Here is a 20,164-nt window from a genome sequence, read left to right on the forward strand (position 1 = left end):
ACCGTCCTCATACCCCCTCTTCCCTTTCATCCAGCTCCGTATGGCCATGCTTATCCTCTTCCTCTCGCTGATGCTGGCCTCCGTGCAGGCCACGCCCGTCCTGCTCGAATCCGGTCAGGACGCTCCACGCCGGCGCCTGCTGATGGACTACGGCTGGCGCTTCACGCGGGGTGACGTGCCCGGAGCCGAGCAGCCCACTTTCGACGATCAGGCCTGGCGCGTAGTGGATCTTCCGCACGACTGGAGCATCGAGGGGCCCTACGACGAGCACGCCCCCACCACCGGCCGGGGAGGCTACCTGCCCACCGGCATCGGCTGGTACCGGCGACGCTTCGCGCTGCCGGAGGAGGCAACCGGCCGCCGCATACACGTCGTTTTCGACGGGATCTACCAGCACAGCGACGTCTGGATCAACGGACATCATCTCGGTCACCGGCCCAACGGCTACATCTCCTTCGCCTATGACCTGACGCCGTACCTGGTCGAGGGCGAAAACGTGCTGGCCGTACGGGTGGACAACAGCCGGCAACCCAACAGCCGGTGGTACTCCGGCAGCGGCATCTACCGGCACGCCTGGCTTCTGATCACGGACGTGCTGCACCTGGACCTCTGGAGCACCTTCGTCCGCACGCCCCTCGTGGACAGCACCGCCGCCACGGTCGCTGTCACCGCACAGCTGGTGAACACGGACACCACCCGGCGCACGGGCTCCCTCGAAACGCTGGTGCTCGACCCGAACGGGCATGCGGTGGCTCGCACGATCCTCCCCTTTACCGTGGCACCGGGTGCCTCCGCCACCGCAGAGGCATCGCTACCGGTCGAGCGGCCGGCTCTCTGGTCCCCCGAGACGCCCGTACGGTACACCCTTCGCCTCCTCGTCCGGGAGCGTGGACGGGTCATCGATGGAGAAGATACACCGTTCGGCATCCGTCACCTCGCCTTCGAGGCGGACCGGGGCTTCCTGCTCAACGGGCGGCCGGTCAAGATGCGGGGCGTCAACCTGCATCACGACGGCGGCCCTGTCGGAGCCGCCGTACCCGAAGCCGTCTGGGTGCGCCGCCTGAAGCTCCTCAAGGCCATGGGCGTCAATGCCATCCGGACAGCCCACAATCCCCCGGCCCCCGAGTTCCTCGACCTGACCGACCGGATGGGCTTCCTCGTCATGAACGAAGCCTTCGATGAATGGACGCACGGCAAGGTCGAATACGGGTATCACCGCGACTTCGACACCTGGGCCGAGCGCGACCTGGCCGACTTCATCCGCCGCGACCGCAACCACCCGTCGGTGATTCTCTGGAGCCTGGGCAACGAGATCGCCGAACAGCATGTCGAGGGCGGGCCCGAAGTCCTGCTCCGTCTTCGGAACGTCGCCCGGCGCGAAGACCCCACCCGGCCCCTTACCACCGGCAACGATCACATCGCCGCCGACGACGGCGCCACCACCGAGGCCTTCCTCAGCCTGCTCGACATCGTCGGGTACAACTACGTCGATCGCTGGCACGAGCGCCGGGAGTTGTACGCCGAACAGGACCGGCACGCCCACCCTACGTGGAAGATGATCGGTACTGAAAACGTCTCCGTTCGGGGCGTGCGGGGGGCCTACTCCCTCGGCGACGACCCCGCACGCGTCGATCCCGACTACACCACCGGCATGATCCGTGCCGCCGAACTGTGGAAGTTCGTCGCCCTGCACGACTACTTCATGGGCGACTTCATGTGGACGGGCATCGACTACCTGGGCGAAGCCCGGTGGCCCCACAAGAACGCCTCCTCGGGCGTCCTTGACCTCGTCGGCTTTCCAAAGGACGGCTACCATTTCTACCAGAGCCTGTGGACCGACGCCCCCGTACTCCACCTCTTCCCGCACTGGAACTGGCCGGGACGTGAAGGGCAGTTCATCCCTGTGCTGGCCTATACCAACGTAGACGCGGTGGCGCTGTACCTGAACGACCGGTTCATTGGCGAAAAACGGCGGCAGTTCCCCCGGCCGGGCACGTCGGGCTGCTGGAACTGCTACGACGAGCCGCCGGTCCGCGTCACCACGGCAGACCTGCATCTGAGCTGGGACGTCCCCTACGAACCGGGCGTGCTGCGGGCCGTCGGCAAGCGGAACGGCGAGACGGTCGTCACGGCCGAGGTCCACACGACCGGTCCGCCTGCCGCCCTGCGCCTCGTGGCCGACCGCGACACCCTCGTGGCCGGCGTACGGGACGTCGGCCACGTGCGCGTGGAGGTCGTCGATGCGGCAGGCCGGGTGGTACCGACGGCAAACAACCCGGTGCACATTCGGATAGAGGGACCGGCCCGCCTGCTGGCCCTCGGCAACGGCGACCCGGCCGACCACAGCCCCTATCAGGCCACCGAACGGCGCGTCTTCCACGGACTGGCGATGGCCTTCGTGCAGACGACCGACGATCCCGGATCGGCCCGCCTCACGGCAACGGCCGATGGGCTCCGGAGCGACACCGTCACCCTCACCGTCGTGCCGGCCGCGCCCCCCCCGCCCCGCCTGCCCTGAACGGCTGCAACCCGTGCCGCCCGGCGTCACAGTCCCCGCCCCCGGTCGCGACGGTATGGCCGGCCTCACGGACGCAGGGGGCCCGTGTTGCTCACGAAGGCCACCTTCCGGCTATCCGGCGACCACGACGGCACGTTGATCGTCCCCTGCCCGCCGTAGACGTACGCGACGACGCGCGGCACCCCGCCCCCGGCCGGGATCATCCGCAGGTAGACCTCCTTGTAGAACGGATGATCGTCCGGGGCCACCTCCGGGCCGTACGACAGAAACACGACCCACCGCCCGTCCGGAGAGACATGGGGAAACCAGTTGTTGAAACCGTCGTCGGTCAACTGTTCGGGCCGGCTTCCGTCGGGGCGCATCCGCCAGAGTTGCATCGTCCCGCTGCGAACCGAGTTGAAGTAGATGTACTGCCCGTCGGGGCTGTATTCGGGTCCATCGTCGAGGCCGGGGGTATCCGTCAGGCGCACCTCCTCGCCGCCCCCGGCGGGAATGCGGTAGACGTCATAGTCTCCGCCGCGCAGGGCCGTGTAGACCAGGTAGCGCCCGTCCGGCGACCATCCGTGCAGGTAGGAGGGGCCGGTAGGCGTCACCTGTACGGGCGTCCCGCCTTCCACCGGCACCGTGTAGACGATGGATTGCCCGTCGTGCGCGTCGCTGTGGTGGCTGATGCCGAGCATCCGGCCGTCGAACGAGAGCACGTGGTCGTTGTTGTTGGCCGTGGCAAAACCCGTGTCGATCACGTGCGGCGTCCTCGTCTCCAGGTCGAAGCGGTAGAGCCGTCCGTCTGCGTTGTAGATGAGTGCCCGGCCGTCGGGTGTCCAGTTCGGCGCCTGGATCGACCCCGGCGCACGGTAGACGACCTCCCGGTGACCGGTCTCCACCTCCAGGATCTCCAGATTGCTCCCCAGGTAATCCTGGTACGGAACGAGGTCGTCCGGCGCCGGGACGACGATGCGGACGTTGCGGAAGCGGGCTACGGCGTCATCGTCGTGCGTGCCCACGAACAGGCCCACGTAGAGCGTATCGCCCAGCGGGAGTGTGACCTCGGCGTCGCGGACGAGCGGCTCACCGAAACGCGCCACGGCCAGGGTGAAGGTATCCCCGCGGCGGGTGAGCTGGAGAACGTCCGGTCCGGCCACGGCAGAACGCACCGCTTCCGCCCGTGCCCCCGGGGTACGGCGAAACTGAAGCGCCGCAAGGCCGTCGCCGCGCACGGCGGCACGGACGTGGGCCGCGCTCGCCTCGAGGGACGACCGGACGGCCCAGCCCAGTTCGCTATGCGGGCCGGCTCCCGCCCCGGGGAAATGTCCTTCCGCCCGCAGGATGAAATCGCCCGCCAGGCGTCGCCACACGAAGTGAAAGGCGTCCCGTTCGTCCTCGCGGTCGTATCCGGAGCCTTCGATCTGGTAGGTCTGGGTTGCCGGGTCGTAGCGGGCATCGCCGGCGTGCCGTACCGGACCGACGTCGCCGTGAGATTCGAACAGCCCGAGGGACTGCGCGAAGGCCGTACCGGCCGGCAGCACCGCCCATAACGCCACGGATCCGAACAGGCGAACCCGGGAAAGCATGTCGCTTCGCATGGTCGTCCTCCTCGTTTTTACCCGTCCTCAGGGAACGGGGCACGTCCCCGCCTGGCCGGCCGCATAGAGGATGCCGCCCAGGAGGTGCTGCCGGAAGGCCGGCTCGGCATAGCTTTCCGGCGTGTGGCCCATCGCCGTGTACCAGGCCCGTCCCCCCTCATAGGCATGGCACCATGCGATGGGGTGATCCCCGCCCATCGTTCCACCCTCGTACGTCGCCTCGTCGAGCACGGCCAGGACGTGGACGCGCCCCCGCGGGTTGCTCCGGAAGTTGTACCACTCATCCGTGCGCGTCCACCGTGGCGGCAGGCCCCGGGTCGAAGGGTGGGTGGTATCGGCGAGCACGACCGTGGCCGGCTGGATGGCGGGGTGACCGGCGAAGTAGGCCCCGACGAGCCCGCCGTAGAACGGCCAGTCGTACTCGGTGTCCGAGGCGGCGTGCACGCCGGCAAAGCCGCCCCCCGCCCGGATGTACCGCTCGAAGGCCTCCTGGCCCGCCTCGTCGAGGACGTCCTCGCTCGTGTTCAGGAAGACGACGACCCGAAAGCGGGCCAGCGTGCTGTCCGTGAAGGCGGCGGCGTCCTCGGTGGCCTCCACGGCAAAGCCGTGCGCCTGCCCCAGCGCCCGGATCGCGGCGATACCGTCCGTAATGGAGGCGTGCCGGTAGCCGGCGGTCTTCGAAAAGACGAGTACCGCGAAGCGCGGCGCGGCCGGATCGTCCCCCTCCCCCCCGTTCCGGGCCGGGGAGGATTCCGACGTACACCCCACCGTGAAAACCGCCAGCACGAGACAGCGCAGGATGATCGTTTGCATGGGTATCGAAAGCGTGGATGATATGCAATGTACGACAAGGGTGGAGCCGGCACCAGCGGGCAGACCGGCTCTCCCGGCAGTTGCATGATGCCATGGAGATCACGGCACCGGCCTGCGGGTCCGCTCACCAGGTGTCGGTGCGGAAGGGGGCGGCGGGCAGGCCCTCCCGGTTGTAGAGGTTAGCGCGGGCGGGGTTGTTCGCCCAGGCATAGCGGACGGCCACCGGGGCCGGCACGCGGTCGCTCCACACGACGACGCGGTCGCCCTCGATGCGCGCCTCGGCCCAGACGAAGCGCCGGTCCGCCCCCGCGACGGCGAAGCCGCGGACGACGCGCCCGCCTTCCCGCGTCACCAGCCCGCCGCCGGCGTGATCGAACGAGACGAAGACCCGGCGTCCCTCGACGCTGTGCGACCGGTAGACGGGACCGGAAGCAACGACGTCCTCGCCATAGGCCACCCTGCGTGCAGCCAGGGCCAGCCGGCGGCCCACGTCCTGCTTGTTGCGCGGGTGGATGTCGTCCGCCTCGCCGAGGTCGATGATGACCGCCTGCGCCGTGTTCGGCAGGGCCAGCGCGGCGTGTTGCGATTCGCGCAGGAGCGCCCAGGCGCTCTGCGACGGCGGCGTCTCGTCCTCCGCCATGAAGTTGGCCAGCTGCACCCAGAGGAACGGGAAGTCGCCCAGCCCCCAGGCCTCGCGCCAGCTCCGGATCATCGTGGGAAACAGCTCGCGGTAGGCATATGCCTCCTCGAGGGTGTTGGCGTTCGACTCCCCCTGGTACCAGATGACGCCCCGGATCGGGTACGGCAGCAGGGGGTGCACCATCTTGTTCCACAGCACCGTGGGCACCTGGTTCTTGTTGCCGCTCGTCCCGATCGTCACCTGCCCGACCATGAAGCGCCACGGGCCCGGCAGGGGACGCCGCACCCCGTTCACCTCGACGTACACCGCCTCGGGCGACCCGTGGATGCCTCCGCCGCCCTGGTAGTCCTCCACGCGCACGGCGAGGAGGTTCTCCCCTTCGCGCAGCGCGGCGGGCGGCACCGTGTAGACGCGCGCCAGGTTCCAGGCGTTGTCCGTCCGTCCCACCTCGACGCCGCCCACCCAGGTGATGTCCGAGTCGTCGATCATGCCGAGGCCGAGGGTGATCCCCTGCCGGGCCTCCTCCGCCGTCAGGGTGAAGGTGGTGCGGTACCAGGCCACCCCGTCGACCCCCTCGAAGCCGGCGGCTTCCCAGAGGCCGGGCACGGGGATGGTGAACCAGGCGCTGTCGTCCAGGTCGGGGGCGGCCCAGCGGGCCTCGCCGTCGACGAGGCCGGGGTCCCGGTCCGGCAGCGTGCCGAGGCGGGCGCGAACGCGGTCCAGGATGGCCTGCTCGCGGGCGGCTTCCTCCGCCCGGAGGGCTTCGACCGCCGCGGTATCCATCCCCAGCGCCTCCGCACGCATCCACGGCTCGATGCGGCTGCCGCCCCAGGTGGTGTTGATGATACCCACCGGCACACCCACGTGCCGCCGCAGCTCCCGGGCAAAGAAGTAGCCGACGGCCGAGAAGTCGCCCACGTGCTCCGGATCGGCCACCTCCCAGGTGCCCCCCGCCAGCGAGTCCTCCGGCCGGTACGACCACGAGCGCGGCACCTTGAAATGCCGGATCTGCGGATCGTCCGCGGCGACGATCTCGGCTTCGGCGTTCATTGCATCGGCGACGACCCACTCCATGTTGGACTGCCCCGAGGCCACCCACACGTCGCCGACGAGGATGTCCCGGATCCGGCGGGGCGGCTCCCCTCCGGCCGCCACCGTCATCTCATGCGGTCCGCCGGCCTCCAGGGCGGGAAGCGCCACCCGCCAGCGGCCATCCCCGCCGGCCGTCGTCTCGTACGCCTGCCCGTCGAACGTGACGATGACGCGGGTGCCGGGTGCAGCCCATCCCCACACGGGCACGGGCGCCCCCCGCTGCAGCACCATGCCATCCTCAAAGAGCCGGGACAGCCGGAAGGCGGGGGAGCGTTCCGCGCCTCCACAACCCGCGAGCAGGCACAGGATCAACAAACCGGGAAGGCAGGTCGGGAGAACAGACAATCTTTCCATGCGTCTTGTGCGGTTGATCGGGTGGAGCGACACGCCGGCGGCCCTCATCCGGCCTCGGCCAGCAGGCGGTCGATGGTTTGCAACTCCGCTTCGGTGAAGGCCAGGTTGTTCAGCGCGGCGACGTTGTCCTCGATCTGCTCGACGCGGCTGGCTCCGACCAGGGCCGAAGTCACGCCGGGATGGCGGAGCACCCAGGCCAGCGCCATCTGAGCGAGCGTCTGCCCGCGGGCCCGGGCGAGTTCGTTCAGACGCTGCACGCACCGGACCCGCCCGGGCGTGACCTCCTCCCGCGTCAGGAAGCCGTGCGGCTTGGCAGCCCGTGACTCCTCCGGGATGCCCTGAAGGTACTTCGTGGTCAGGAGCCCCTGGGCCAGGGGGGAGAAGACGATGCAGCCCATCCCCACCTCGTCGAGCACGTCCAGCAGGCCGTCTTCGATCCACCGGTCGAACATGCTGTACTTCGGCTGGTGGATCAGGCAGGGCGTACCGAGCGCGCGCAGGATGCGCACGGCCTCGCGGGTCTGTTCCGGCCCGTAGTTCGACAGGCCCACGTAGAGGGCCTTGCCCTGGCGCACGGCCTGGTCGAGTGCGCGCATGGTCTCCTCCAGGGGCGTGTCGGGGTCGGGGCGGTGGTGGTAGAAGATGTCGACGTAATCGAGTCCCATGCGGCGCAGGCTCTGGTCGAGGCTGGCGAGCAGGTACTTGCGCGAGCCGCCGTCGCCGTAGGGGCCGGGCCACATGCGGTAGCCGGCCTTCGTGGAGATGATGAGCTCGTCACGATAGCCGGCCAGGTCCCGCCGGAGGATGCGCCCGAAGGTTTCCTCGGCAGAGCCGGGCGGCGGCCCGTAGTTGTTGGCCAGGTCGAAGTGGGTGATGCCCAGCTCGAAGGCACGGCGCACCATGGCCCGGGCGTTCTCGAAGGTATCCACCCCGCCGAAGTTATGCCAGAGGCCGAGCGAGATGGCGGGCAGCACCACCCCGCTGCGACCACAGCGGCGGAAGGTCATCGTGTCGTAGGCGGGCAGGAGGGGGCGAGGATCGATCATGACGGCATGGAGGCTGGTTGAGCGTCTTCTCCTTTCCGGGGCGGCGTGTACCCTCCCCGGCTCCGGGAAGATACACTTTGCGCCGGTACCGGGGCACGGCACCGGCGGGTTCACCCGGCGTCCCGGTCGGAACAGGGTCCCGCGTGCGTCGCCCGTCCTCCTTCCCGGAGGGCCTGTCGTGCAAGCCGGTCGGTGCGGGCGATCACCTCCAGACAGGCCCGGACGTTGTGGTAGGGGCATTTCCAGACCCCCACCTTGTCCTCGCCCGGACAGGGGTTGCCGCGGCGATCGACGCGGAAGAACCACTCGCCGTGCACGCGGTCCACGATGTGCGCGCGGGTGAAGGCCCAGGTGGCCGCGGCCGCGTCAAGGAAAAGCCGCTCGCCCGTCTCCCCGTAGGCGTTGACGAAGCCGACGATGGCCTCGGCCTGGGGCCACCAGTGCTTGTCGGTGTCGAGGGTGCCGTCGGGATGGGCCTCATAGAAGAGACCACCATCCCGGTCGACACCTTCTGCCAGGATGGTGCGGGCGACGGCAAGGCCGGCGGTCCGGGCCCGGTCTTTCAGGGCCGCTTCTCCCAGCACGCCGGCGGCCTCCATCAACAGCCAGCTCGCCTCGATGTCGTGCCCGAACGAGACGACGCGGGAGGTGGGCGTCCAGTCCACCTGGAAGAAAGGACGGACATGGCCGGTACCCGTGTCGAGTATCTTCGTCAGGAACAGATCGATGAGGCCGGCCAGGCGCCGGCGCAATCCCGGGGCGGGCCAGATGCGATAGAGGCTGGTATAGGCCTCGAGCACGTGCAGGTGGGTGTTCATGCTCTTCGGTGCCTGCTCGTCCCGATCGCTGAGGCGGGCCCCCGCGAGGCGGCGCCAGTCGCGGCTGAAGACTTCGAAATAGCCCCCGTGCACCGGGTCCGTGCAATGGTGCTCCAGCACCTGGCCGAGTTCGACGGCGAGGGCGCGGGCCGGCTCGTGCCCGGTCGCCCGTGCGTATTCGCTCAGCCCGTAGATCGCAAAAGCCTGCGCATAAACGAACTTGCGGGTGTCCCGGGGCCGCCCCGCAGGGTTGAGCATCCAGTATACCCCGCCGTGCTCGGTGTCGAGGAAGCAGGTGCTCACGTAGTCGTAGGCCCGATCGGCCAGGGCCCGGTAGTCCGGATTACGCAGCAGGCGATAGGCCGCCGAGAAGGCCCACAGGATGCGGGCGTTGAGGACACAGCCTTTCGGAGCGCCGGTCAGAACCTCGTTCTCGTTCGTGATGCGCCCCACGAAGCCGCCACCGGTGTGGTCGACCGCGTGCGTCATCCAGTAGGGCAGGATGTGGTCGACCAGTTCTCGGTAGAGCTCGTCCCGGAGCCTGTGCAGCAGGGGTGGAGCTTCCATGGCGCTACCGGTGGTTGAGGCGTTCGAGGTTCCGGCGGATCAGGTCGCGCCGCACGTCCACGCAGGCCGCCGAACGTAGCGGATCCGGAGGTTTCACGTAGTCGAGCGGCTGGTCGAGGGTGGTGGTGGCCACGTGCAGGCGGGTGTCCGCGAGCGCAGTCATGAACAGGTAGAGCACGTAGCGGAGCCCCGCGGCCGTGCCCCGCACGCCGTGCGCCAGGTGCAGCCAGCCCTCAGGCGTCTTCAGCGGCGGCGGCCCCAGCCCGTTCTTCACCTCCTTGATCGTGTGATAGACCCGCCCGTCGACGACGATCTCCCGTTCGAGGACGGGATGCGTGATGTCCTCGCACAGGCCCCAGCCGAGACCGACCGTAGCCAGGAGGTAGGCCGCGAGGATCAGCAGGTCGAGCGGGTGGAGAGGCATGGACGAACCGCGGCCTACGAACCGGAGAGGGACCGAAATATTTAATCAAATCAATTTATCATATCAACGAACCCGGCCCCGCCCGCTTCGCCGGACCGGCCCTATTCACGACTTCTTAACACACCTCCTCCCCGGCCGGGTACAACCTTCTCGCCGCCAACCAGTATGCAATTCATGGGTTTATCAAATCTTTTTACTAGATTATACGCGTAATATTTTCTGCCTGTCTTCGACTCCAGACAGGTACGCGGCCCGTCGCTCAGGGCCGTTGCTCGTCCCGCCTCCTTCATTCACCTCCCTCCCCGGAGGGACTTCCGATGCTCACCGGAACCAACCTGACCTACACCAAAGAGTACAACCTGCGCATCGTTCACGAGACCATCCGGCTCTACGGCCCCCTCTCCCGTGCCGAGATCGCCCGTCGCACCGAGCTGACGCCGCAGACGGTCTCGAACCTGGTCCGGGACCTGATGGCGCTGGACCTGATCGTGGAAAGCGGCCGGCGCCAGGAAGGACGCGGTGCGCCCTCGATCACGCTGGCGCTCAACCCGGACGGGGCTTACTCCATCGGGCTGGACCTCGACCGCGACCACCTCACCGCCCTGCTCGTCGACCACGCGGGCACGGTGCGGCAACGCATCCATCACCACCTCGACTTCCCTTCCCCGGACGAGGCCCTCGCCCTCATGGTCGAGACGGTCCACGAACTCACGGCCCGCCAGGGGCTGAACCTTGCGCAGGTACGCGGCGTCGGCATCGGCGTGCCCGGGCCGATGAACATCGCCGAGTCGAACGGGCGCACCTACCTGATCAACCCGAAAGCCTTCAAGGGCTGGCACGACGTGCCCATCGCCGACCTGCTGCACCAGCGCCTGGGGATACCGGTCTTCCTCGAAAACAACGCCACCGCCGCCGCGATGGGCGAGCGCTGGTACGGCGCCGGGCAACACCTCTCCTCCTTCTTCTACTTCTACTTCGGCAGCGGCCTCGGCGGCGGCCTCGTCGTGCAGGGACAGCCGTACGAAGGCTTCACCGGCAACGCCGGCGAGATCGGCTACTTCCCCGCCTTCTCGACCGAAAAGCCCTGCCTCGACCTCGAACGCGAACACGTCGGGCAACATTTCAACCTGCCCCGCCTCTACCGCATCCTGCAGGCCGAAGGGCTGGAGGCCGGCACACCGGAAGACCTCGAACGCCTTTTCGAAGCCCGGAACCCCCTGCTCCTCGCCTGGATCGACAGCGCCGCCCATCACCTGAGCTGGCTCGCCCTCGCCGTCGAATACCTGGTCGATCCCGAAGCCGTCTTCTTCGGCGGGCGCCTGGCCGACTCCATCCTCAACGCGCTGCTCGAACGGGTCGGGGAGCGCCTGCCGGCGCTGCGCATCTCGGGCAAACGAACGCACCCCGAATACCTGATCGCCACGGCCGGTATCGACGCCGGCGCCCTCGGCGTGGCCACCCTCCCCATCTACGAAATCTTTGCTCCCGTCCACCGGATCCTCGTCAAACAGCCCGACGGGCGCCCGGTCCTCCACCCCGCCCGTTAACACGAACCCTTTGCATTTTCCGGAAAGAGTTCGTACATGACAATAAATCCATTCGCTTTACTTATCTTATCCCGTTCCGGCTGCGCTCCCCGGCGGTCGCATGTACCGGGGACGCCCCTCCGAAGCGGACCGGGTTGTCTGTAGCCCCTCGGGCACCGCGGGCGACGAGGTCCTCCCGTTCAACCCCCGCCATGAAGCGTTCGCCATGCGCCCCCCGTCCATCGCCTACCGGTCTTTCTGCATGATCGCCTCCGCCTTTCTCCTGACCGTCGTGCCGGTGAAGGCACAGGTCCCGGCCGCCCTCACGGAGCGGGTGGAGGAGCTCCTGAAACGGATGACCCTCGAAGAGAAGGTCGGCCAGATGACCCAGCTGACGCTTCAGGCCGTGGCCCGGGCGCAGCCGGCGCAAGGGGCCGGGGACCGGCTCGTCGAGCTCGACCCGGAGAAGCTGCGGGAGGTGCTCGTCACCTACCACGTCGGCTCGCTGCTCAACGTCGTCGACCATGCCCAGCCGCTGGCGCACTGGCAACGGCTCATCACACAGATCCAGGACGTAGCCACGCAAGCGACGCGGCTGGGCATCCCGGTGATCTACGGCATCGACGCCGTGCACGGGGCCAACTACCTGATCGGCGGCACCCTCTTTCCCCACAACATCGGCCTGGCGGCCACCTTCGACACGTCGCTGGCCTACCGGGCCGGGCGCATCACCACGTTCGAGACGCGCGCCTCGGGCATCCCCTGGAACTTCGCCCCGGTGCTGGACCTGGGCCGCCAGCCGCTCTGGCCCCGCTTCTACGAAACGTTCGGGGAGGACGTGCTGCTGGCTTCTGCGATGGGGGCAGCCACGATACGCGGCTTCCAGGCGGTTCCCCCCGGCGGGCTTGCCCCCGTGGCCGCCTGTGCCAAGCACTACGTCGGTTATTCGGCGCCGGCCAGCGGCAAGGACCGCACCACGGCCCTGATCCCGGAACGCACCCTGCGCGAGTACTTCCTCCCCCCTTTCCGCGCCGCCGTCGAGGCCGGGGTCAAGACCGTCATGGTCAACTCGGGAGACGTCAACGGCATCCCGGTGCACGCCAGCCGCTACCTGCTCACGGACGTGCTGCGCGGCGAACTGGGCTTCGAGGGGGTCGTCGTCACGGACTGGGAGGACATCGTCAAGCTGCACACGGTGCACCGCACGGCGGCCTCGATCAAGGAAGCCACCCGGCAGGCCCTCGAAGCCGGCATCGACATGAGCATGACCCCCTACGATGTGCGCTTCTACCACGACGTGCTCGCCCTCGTGCGGGAGGGCGTCCTCAGCGAGGAACGCATCGACGACTCGGTGCGGCGCATTCTCCGCCTCAAGTTCGAGCTGGGGCTGTTTCGCGACCCGTACCCGCCCGCCGTTCCGGAGGCCGCCATCCACACGGCGGATTTCGAGGCGACGGCGCTGGAGGTGGCCCGGCGCAGCCTGACGCTGCTCGAGAACGAGGGCGACCTGCTGCCGCTGCGGCCGGGGAGCCGTGTGCTGGTGACCGGCCCGGCCGCGCACTCCCTGACGGCCCTCAACGGCGGCTGGACCTACACCTGGCAGGGACGGGATGCCTCCCTCTTTCCCGGCAAGCCGACCCTCCTCGAGGCCCTCCGTGAGCGCCTGGGCGAGGAACGGGTCGTCTACGTGCCCGGCACCACCTTCGACGCCGTGCTCGACCTGGAGGCAGCGGCCGCGGTTGCCCGCACGGTGGACGTCGCCGTGGTCGCCGTCGGCGAAGACGCCTATGCCGAGAAACCCGGCGACCTCGACGACCTGGCCCTGCCCGAAGCCCAGCGTGCGCTGGTGCAGGCCGTCACCGCCACCGGAACGCCCGTGGTGCTCGTCCTGGTGGAAGGCCGCCCCCGTCTCCTCGGCCGGGCCGCCGACGCCGCCACCGCCGTCCTCATGGCCTACTGGCCCGGCATGGAAGGCGGCCGGGCCATCGCCGAGGTTCTCGCCGGCGACGCGAACCCCTCCGGCAAGCTGCCCTTCACCTACCCCCGCCACCCGCACGACCTCCTCCCCTACGACCATCCGGTCAGTTCTTCCTTCAACATCTGGTTGAACGAACAGACCGCATTCCGGCCCCAGTGGCCCTTCGGACACGGCCTCAGCTACACCACATTCTCCTATGAAGACCTCCGGGTCGAACGCAGCACCCTGTCCCTGACGGACACCCTGTATGTGCACGTCACCGTCCGCAACACGGGCGACCGCGCCGGGTGGGAAACGGTGCTCCTGTTCGTGGCCGACGAATACGCCTCGGTGGCCCCGCCCGTGCGACGGCTCCGCGCCTTCCGCCCCGTCCACCTGGAGCCCGGTCAGGCCCGCCCGGTGACCTTCTCCGTCCCCGTCCACGATCTGGCTTTCGTCGGGCCGGAAAACACCCGGGTCGTCGAACCCGGGACGTTCCGGGTCGAGGTGGGGCCCCTGTCGGACCGGTTCGAAGTCAGAGAATAGCGCCGGGGCAACCCCGACCGCCCGCCCCGTACCGACCTCCTCAACGCCCGCTCCGTTGCCATGCGACCGATACCGACCGCCCTGCTGCTGGGACTGATCCTCCTGCCGGCCCGTGCGCAGGCACCGACCGACGCCATCCGCCTCAACCAGATCGGTTTTTACCCGAACGCGCCGAAAGAGGCCGTCGTGACGGGCCCACCGGCGGAAGACACCTTTCACGTACTCCGGGTCGCGACGGGAGACACCGTCTACACCGGCACCCTGGGGCCGTCCCGGCACTGGACGCTCTCGGGCGAGTCGATGCGCCGGGCGGATTTCTCGTCACTCCGCACGCCGGGCGCCTACGTCCTGGATGTTCCGGGCTTGGGGCGCTCCCACGCGTTCGTGATCAACGAGGCCGTCCACCGGCCCGTGGCGGTGGCGGCGCTGAAAGGCTATTACTTCCAGCGCGCCTCGACGGCCCTCGACGCGGCCCACGCCGGGATCTGGGCCCGCCCGGCGGGACATCCGGACGACCGGGTGATGGTGCATCCGTCGGCGGCCTCGCCCGCCCGCCCGGCCGGCACCATCCTTGCCGCCCCGCGCGGGTGGTACGACGCCGGCGACTACAACAAGTACGTCGTCAACTCGGGGATCAGCACCTATACCCTGCTGGCGCTCTACGAGCACTACCCGGCGCTGGCCACCGCGCTGAAGACGAACATCCCCGAAAGTGGAAACGACGTGCCCGACGTGCTGGACGAGGCCCTCTGGAACATCCGCTGGATGCTGGCGATGCAGGACCCGCACGACGGGGGCGTCTACCACAAGCTGACCACCCCCGGTTTCGAAGGCGCCGTCATGCCGCACCAGGCCACCCAGCCGCGCTACGTGGTGCAGAAGGGCACGGCCGCCACGCTCGACTTCGCGGCCGTCATGGCCCAGGCGGCCCGTCTCTACGACGACTTCCCCAGCACCTTCCCTGGCCTGGCCGACAGCCTGCGCACGGCCGCCCTGGCCGCCTGGCACTGGGCCCGGACACGGCCCGACATTCCCTACGTGCAAGGCGCGATGAACCAGGCCTTCGACCCGGACATCCACACGGGTGAATACGGGGACAGCAACCTGAGCGACGAGTGGGCCTGGGCCGCCGCCGAGCTGGCCGTCACCCTGGAGGCCGACAGCTTCCTGACCGTCGCCTCCCCGCTCGACGCCGCGCCGGACGTCCCCTGGTGGGGCGGGGTCCGCATGCTCGGCTGGTACACCCTGCTGCACCACCGGCAAGCGCTTGCCGCCGCGCTCGACACGAACAGCCTGAAGCAACGCTTCCTCGACTTCGCCGGCACGCTGGCCTCGGCCCGCACCCCCTACGGCACGGTGATGGGCCACGAGGCCGGCCATTTCGTCTGGGGCAGCAACAGCGTGGCCGCCAACCAGGGCATGCTGCTCATGCAGGCTTTCCGCCTCACCGCCGACAGCACCTACCTCTGGGCCGCCCTGAGCAACCTGGACTACCTCCTGGGTCGCAACGCCACCGGCTACAGCTTCGTCACCGGCTACGGCGACCGCACGCCGATGCACCCGCATCACCGCCCCTCCCAGGCCGACGGCATCGCCGCCCCGGTGCCGGGCCTGCTCGCCGGCGGGCCCAACCCCGGCCGGCAGGACGGCTGCACCTACCCCTCGACCCTCGCCGCCCGCGCCTACGTCGACGACTGGTGCAGCTATGCCTCCAACGAGATTGCGATCAACTGGAACGCCCCGCTGGTCTACCTGGCGGCCGCCATCGAGGCAACGCTGGCCGGGATCGCCGCCCCGACAAGCCACGAGCCGGACGACCTGGGCGCGGTGCTCCCTCCCCGGTTGCTGCCGCCGTATCCCAACCCGGCCCGGGAAGAGGCCAGGCTGCCCTTCGTCCTGCCGGTCCCGGAGGAGGTGCGCCTGGAGGCGTTCGACCTGCTGGGCCGGCGCGTCGCCGCCTGGCCGGCACGGACCTACCCGCCCGGACGCCATCACGTCACCTGGTCCCTCGCCGGCCTGCCGGGCGGGCTCTACCTGATCCGCCTCACGAGCGGCGCCCGGGCCTACACGCACAGGCTGCTCAAAGTGCAGCCCTGATTTTCAAAACACGATGCGGAGATGAACCACCGGCGTACCCGTCCGGGAAGCCGGTTCGTCCGCACGCAGGAAGGCCGGGGTCAGCGTGTGGCGGAGCAGGTGAACGGTGGCGGCCACCCCCGCGCCGAGCAGGGCCCCGGCCAGCACGTCCGACGGATAATGCACCCCGAAGCGCACGCGGCTGAGTGCCACACTCCCGGCCCAGAGCATCCCCGGCGCCACCACGTACCAGCGGGGGTAGGAGAGGCTCCACGACGTCGCCAGTGCAAAGGCCAGGGTGGCGTGCCCGGAGGGAAAGGAATAGGGATCGATGACGCCTTCGCCCCCCGTGCGGTGCCGGCCGGTTCGTCCCCGCACGCCCGGAAGCACAGCGTAGGGCCGCGGGCGACGCACCAGGTATTTCAGCCCGAAAACCCCTGCCGCCGCCGTACCCCAGCTCAACGCCAGCCGGTAGGCGGCCTCCCGGACGACGCCCCCTTCGACGAGGGCCGCGCCCCAGGCCACCGCCGGAGCGCCGAAGAACACCGGATATGCCGTCGCATCGACTGCGTGCAGGTACGGGTCTACCCCGGGCAGGTCGGCCCGGTAGACGTGCAGGAAGAGGCGCGCATCAAGCGACAGCGTGTCCGCCGGTTGCGCGCAGGCCGCTCCGGCGCCGAGCCCGGCCAGCACCAGGAGCCCGACGAAGCGCATGACCGGCGCCCTCAGACCTCCTCCACCCCGTCCATGACCTCGCGGTCCGGTGCCGGCATGGCTCCGATGGCCTGTTTGACCTGCTCCTTGATCTCGGCCCGGAAGTCCTCGTTCTCGCGGAGCCAGGCCTTGGCCGCCTCACGCCCCTGCCCGATCTTGACGTCGCCGTACGAATACCAGGAGCCGCTCTTCCGGATGATGTCGTGGTCCACGGCCAGATCGACGAGTTCGCCGAGGGCGGAGATGCCCTCACCGTAGATGATGTCGAACTCGGCCTCGCGGAAAGGCGGGGCCACCTTGTTCTTCACGATCTTCACCCGTGTCCGGTTACCGATCACGTCGGTCCCCTCCTTGACGGCCCCGATGCGCCGGATGTCCATGCGGACGGACGCGTAGAACTTGAGGGCGCGGCCGCCGGTGGTGGTCTCCGGCGAGCCGAACATGACGCCTATCTTTTCCCGGATCTGGTTGATGAAAACGAGCACGGTCTTCGTGCGGTTGATCGTGCCGGTGAGCTTGCGCAGGGCCTGGCTCATGAGGCGGGCCTGCAGGCCGACGTGGCTGTCGCCCATGTCCCCTTCGATCTCGGCCTTGGGCACGAGCGCGGCCACCGAGTCGATCACGATCACGTCGAGGGCACCGCTGCGCACGAGTGTGTCGCAGATGTTCAGCGCGTCTTCGCCGGTATCGGGCTGGGAGACGAGCAGGTTGTCGATGTCCACGCCGAGCTGTTTGGCGTAGTTGGGGTCGAAAGCGTGTTCGGCGTCGATGAAGGCACAGATGCCCCCGAGGCGCTGCGCTTCGGCCATGATGTGGGTGGCCAGCGTCGTCTTCCCGGAGGATTCGGGGCCGTAGATCTCGACGATACGCCCCCGGGGCACCCCGCCCACGCCGAGCGCGGCATCCAGGGCCAGCGAGCCGGTCGGGATGGCCTCGATCCGGACGGCCGGCGCATCCCCCAGCCGCATGATGGCCCCCTTGCCGAAATTTTTCTCAACCTGTTTCAGCGCCAGCTCGAGCGCGCGCTGCTTTGCGGAATCTACCATGTTCTCTCTGCCGTTCGTGTGTGTAAGGAAAAGCGGGTCGGTTCTGCGAAAGGATCGCACCCCGGCAAGCTAGGCAATGTGGGTGTCATCCGGGTGTCATAGCCGGCAAAAACCTGTGGGACATCGTGCAGCCAAGCCCCGGCCCGGCGGGCCGCCTGCCCGGAACGGCGTGCACACCGGCCGGCATCTCTTTATTAAGACACACGGGACCGGTCAATATAACCCCGCGCCCCACACATTTTGCAGGGCTCTACACCGGAACTACTACCCTGCAGGGCGACGGGAGTTGCACCACCACGCCGGCACGGGAAACGGCCGCCGGTCGGGCCCCGGTGCGTCAGCCGGCCTGCTCGCTCAGGTGCACCACCGTGTTGTACTTCGGCAGGAGTTGCATGCTCTCGGAGATGTAGTCCGGCCAGGCACCCGCTTCGACCTCGAAGAGCTGGTCGTTGACGCGCACCGAGGGTTCGCCGGCCAGGAGCGTCACCAGATCCCGGCGCAGCAGCAGAGCGGTTTTCTGGAGCCGGGCTTCCTCACGGGAGCCGAACCGGTACCCGATCCGCTCCAGCTCGTCGGTCAGGTTGACCAGGGCCTGGTTGGCCAGCACCCGATCGGAGATGAACACCTGGCCCTCTCCGGTAGCCAGGCGCCGGTAGAGAAACAGGGCAAAGCGCCCGATCAGCGAGCCCAGCACGTCGAGGATGTGTGCCTCGCCGCGCACGACCACCCAGAGTCCTCCCCGCTCGACCCCGCCCGTCTCCACCTTGGCGATCTTCAGGGGATAGGCCTCGGTCGAGACCTCCGCCGCGTCGCAGATCTCCAGGTAGGCGCGCTCCAGCGAGGCCAGCTTCTCGACCACCGCGCCGTAGGTACGGGCGTGCCGGAAGTGTACCGACAGGGACGCCTCCGCCCCGGACGCCTCCGCCTCGTCGAAAAGCACCGCGCGGAGGGTGCCCAGAAGCCGCCGCATCGAGATCAGGCTCGGATACAGGTGGCTGGCTTCGGTCAGCAGGGCGGCAAAGGCCTCATCGTTTCCGGAGCGGGCGTACTGCTCGGCGGCCCCGTAGAAGCGCTCGACCAGGGCATGCACCTCGCGGATCGCCTGCTCCTCCTCCGTGGCAAAGGCCGCCCGCACCCGCTCCAGCAGTTCCAGTAACTGGATGGCTTCGTGAAAGACGTGACCCGGCGGGAACGTGTCCGACTGCTTCCGCACATCATAGAACCGGTCCTGCGTAACCTGCTGTTTTTTGAAAAACTGCGTTCGGTTACGCACGTGCACGAGTTCCATCAGTTCGTCTGCGAGTTGCTGGTATCCCCGCGCCAGGATGAAGATGTAGCGGGGAAGCACCCGATCATTGCCAAGTGCCGCCAGCAGCGCGTCGATATGCTGCCGCAGTTCGATCGTCGTCATGAGGAGGGAACACGACTGGAAAGACAGACGGATACGGAACCGGCCGGTTGCCGCCGGGAAGTACTCGAAGGATCGTCGGTCCCCCGCGATTGTTAAGCGGGGGGCGCGCCATGCGGTGCGGGTGCGCAGGACGCCTCACGTCTCCGCCGGCAATCCGAAGAGCCGCCGGGCGTTCCCGGTCGTGATGCGTTCCACCTCCTCGACGGTGAGGCCTTTGAGTTCGGCGAGCCGTTCGGCGACGAGGCGGAGGTAGGCCGGCTCGTTGCGCCGTCCCCGGTGCGGTTCGGGCGCCAGGTAGGGGGCGTCGGTCTCCAGCACGATCTGCGACAGCGGCGCGCCGGCCACGGCCCGGGCCACGGCTTTCTTGTTCACGAGCAGCCCTCCCACCCCGATCAGAAAGCCCAGCGCGGCGGCCTCCTCGGCCAGCGCCGCCGGCCCTTCGAAGCAGTGGAAGACGCCGCGCAGCCGCTCCGGCCGGGCGAGGGCGCGGCGCTCCTCGCGAAGGATGCGGACGAGGTCTTCGGACGCCGCCCGGTTGTGCAGCACGAGCGGCAGGTCCTTCTCGGCGGCCAGGCGGATGTGCCGGCGGAAGAAAGCCTGTTGCCGTTCGTCGAAGGAGCGGTCCCAGTAGTAGTCGAGCCCGCTTTCGCCGACGGCTACGACTTTCGGATGGTCGCACAGGGCCGCGACCGCCGCGAAGTCTTCCCCGGTGGCCGTCTTCGTCTCGGAGGGGTGCAGGGCGGCCATGGCATAGAGCCCCTCGTACGTCTCGCAGAGCCGGAGGGCGCGGTGAATCGACGCGACGTCGATGGCGGGCATGAGGATGATGCCGACCCCGGCGGCCCGGGCCCGTTCGAGCATGGCGTCGCGGTCCTCGTCGAAGCGATCCAGGTAGAGGTGCGCGTGTGTGTCGATGAGCAAGGTGGTACGGGAATGCGATGACGAAAAGCCGAAACCAAGATCCAGAAACGGATACCCAATGTCCAGACGAACCTTCCCGCGGGATCTGCTTATCAGGTCCAGAACGCGATAA

Annotated in this window: 13 protein-coding genes and 1 pseudogene; 4 read left to right on the plus strand and 10 right to left on the minus strand. The window is 68.6% G+C overall.

Features of this window, described 5'->3' with window-relative positions; all coding sequences use genetic code 11:
- Positions 1–46 precede the first annotated feature (46 nt).
- The gene (locus GQ464_RS00375; RefSeq protein WP_228350464.1) at positions 47–2,518 is read left to right on the plus strand and encodes a glycoside hydrolase family 2 TIM barrel-domain containing protein; all 2,472 of its coding nucleotides are present in this window, start codon (positions 47–49) and stop codon (positions 2,516–2,518) included.
- Between the two features lie 65 nt (positions 2,519–2,583).
- Here GQ464_RS00375 and GQ464_RS00380 read toward each other — a convergent pair whose 3' ends face one another.
- The 6 genes and pseudogenes from GQ464_RS00380 to GQ464_RS00405 all read right to left on the minus strand — a co-directional run.
- Positions 2,584–4,101: a TolB family protein gene (locus tag GQ464_RS00380; RefSeq protein ID WP_228350465.1), complete on the minus strand. Its 1,518-nt coding sequence runs from the start codon at positions 4,099–4,101 to the stop codon at positions 2,584–2,586.
- A 27-nt stretch (positions 4,102–4,128) separates the two neighbouring features.
- Positions 4,129–4,914, minus strand: coding sequence for a ThuA domain-containing protein (locus tag GQ464_RS00385; RefSeq protein WP_166975264.1), 786 nt, complete (start codon positions 4,912–4,914; stop codon positions 4,129–4,131).
- A gap of 124 nt (positions 4,915–5,038) precedes the next feature.
- Positions 5,039–7,000 carry a sialate O-acetylesterase gene (locus GQ464_RS00390; RefSeq protein ID WP_166975267.1) on the minus strand — a complete coding sequence of 654 codons (1,962 nt, stop codon included), beginning with the start codon at positions 6,998–7,000 and terminating at the stop codon, positions 5,039–5,041.
- 44 nt (positions 7,001–7,044) lie between these two features.
- Positions 7,045–8,046 (minus strand): L-glyceraldehyde 3-phosphate reductase, encoded by a 1,002-nt coding sequence (mgrA, locus tag GQ464_RS00395; RefSeq protein WP_272493452.1) that lies wholly within the window; start codon positions 8,044–8,046, stop codon positions 7,045–7,047.
- A 110-nt stretch (positions 8,047–8,156) separates the two neighbouring features.
- The gene (locus GQ464_RS00400; protein WP_166975270.1) at positions 8,157–9,431 is read right to left on the minus strand and encodes an AGE family epimerase/isomerase; all 1,275 of its coding nucleotides are present in this window, start codon (positions 9,429–9,431) and stop codon (positions 8,157–8,159) included.
- Positions 9,432–9,435: 4 nt separating this feature from the next.
- Positions 9,436–9,798, minus strand: a pseudogene (locus tag GQ464_RS00405) (glycosidase); the annotation flags it as partial.
- A 374-nt stretch (positions 9,799–10,172) separates the two neighbouring features.
- On the opposite strand from GQ464_RS00405, the gene GQ464_RS00410 reads away from it, so the two are divergent.
- The 3 genes from GQ464_RS00410 to GQ464_RS00420 all read left to right on the plus strand — a co-directional run bounded on the left by GQ464_RS00410 (position 10,173) and on the right by GQ464_RS00420 (position 15,981).
- Positions 10,173–11,402 carry an ROK family transcriptional regulator gene (locus GQ464_RS00410; protein WP_166975272.1) on the plus strand — a complete coding sequence of 410 codons (1,230 nt, stop codon included), beginning with the start codon at positions 10,173–10,175 and terminating at the stop codon, positions 11,400–11,402.
- A 100-nt stretch (positions 11,403–11,502) separates the two neighbouring features.
- Positions 11,503–13,884, plus strand: coding sequence for a glycoside hydrolase family 3 N-terminal domain-containing protein (locus tag GQ464_RS00415; protein ID WP_228350466.1), 2,382 nt, complete (start codon positions 11,503–11,505; stop codon positions 13,882–13,884).
- Positions 13,885–13,944: 60 nt separating this feature from the next.
- Entirely contained in the window at positions 13,945–15,981 is a 2,037-nt protein-coding gene (locus GQ464_RS00420; RefSeq protein ID WP_166975278.1) for a glycoside hydrolase family 9 protein, read from the plus strand.
- 3 nt (positions 15,982–15,984) lie between these two features.
- On the opposite strand, the gene GQ464_RS00425 is transcribed toward GQ464_RS00420, so the two are convergent.
- From GQ464_RS00425 to GQ464_RS00440, 4 genes are all read right to left on the minus strand, one after another.
- The gene (locus tag GQ464_RS00425; protein ID WP_166975281.1) at positions 15,985–16,674 is read right to left on the minus strand and encodes a phosphatase PAP2 family protein; all 690 of its coding nucleotides are present in this window, start codon (positions 16,672–16,674) and stop codon (positions 15,985–15,987) included.
- Between the two features lie 11 nt (positions 16,675–16,685).
- Entirely contained in the window at positions 16,686–17,720 is a 1,035-nt protein-coding gene (gene recA, locus GQ464_RS00430; RefSeq protein ID WP_166975284.1) for a recombinase RecA, read from the minus strand.
- Between the two features lie 337 nt (positions 17,721–18,057).
- Positions 18,058–19,131: a hypothetical protein gene (locus GQ464_RS00435; protein WP_166975288.1), complete on the minus strand. Its 1,074-nt coding sequence runs from the start codon at positions 19,129–19,131 to the stop codon at positions 18,058–18,060.
- Positions 19,132–19,266: 135 nt separating this feature from the next.
- A complete protein-coding gene (locus GQ464_RS00440) occupies positions 19,267–20,052 on the minus strand; it encodes a TatD family hydrolase (RefSeq protein ID WP_166975291.1) in 786 nt (261 codons plus the stop codon).
- Positions 20,053–20,164 lie beyond the last annotated feature (112 nt).

The organism is Rhodocaloribacter litoris (genome assembly GCF_011682235.2).
In the GTDB taxonomy this organism is placed as follows: domain Bacteria; phylum Bacteroidota; class Rhodothermia; order Rhodothermales; family ISCAR-4553; genus Rhodocaloribacter; species Rhodocaloribacter litoris.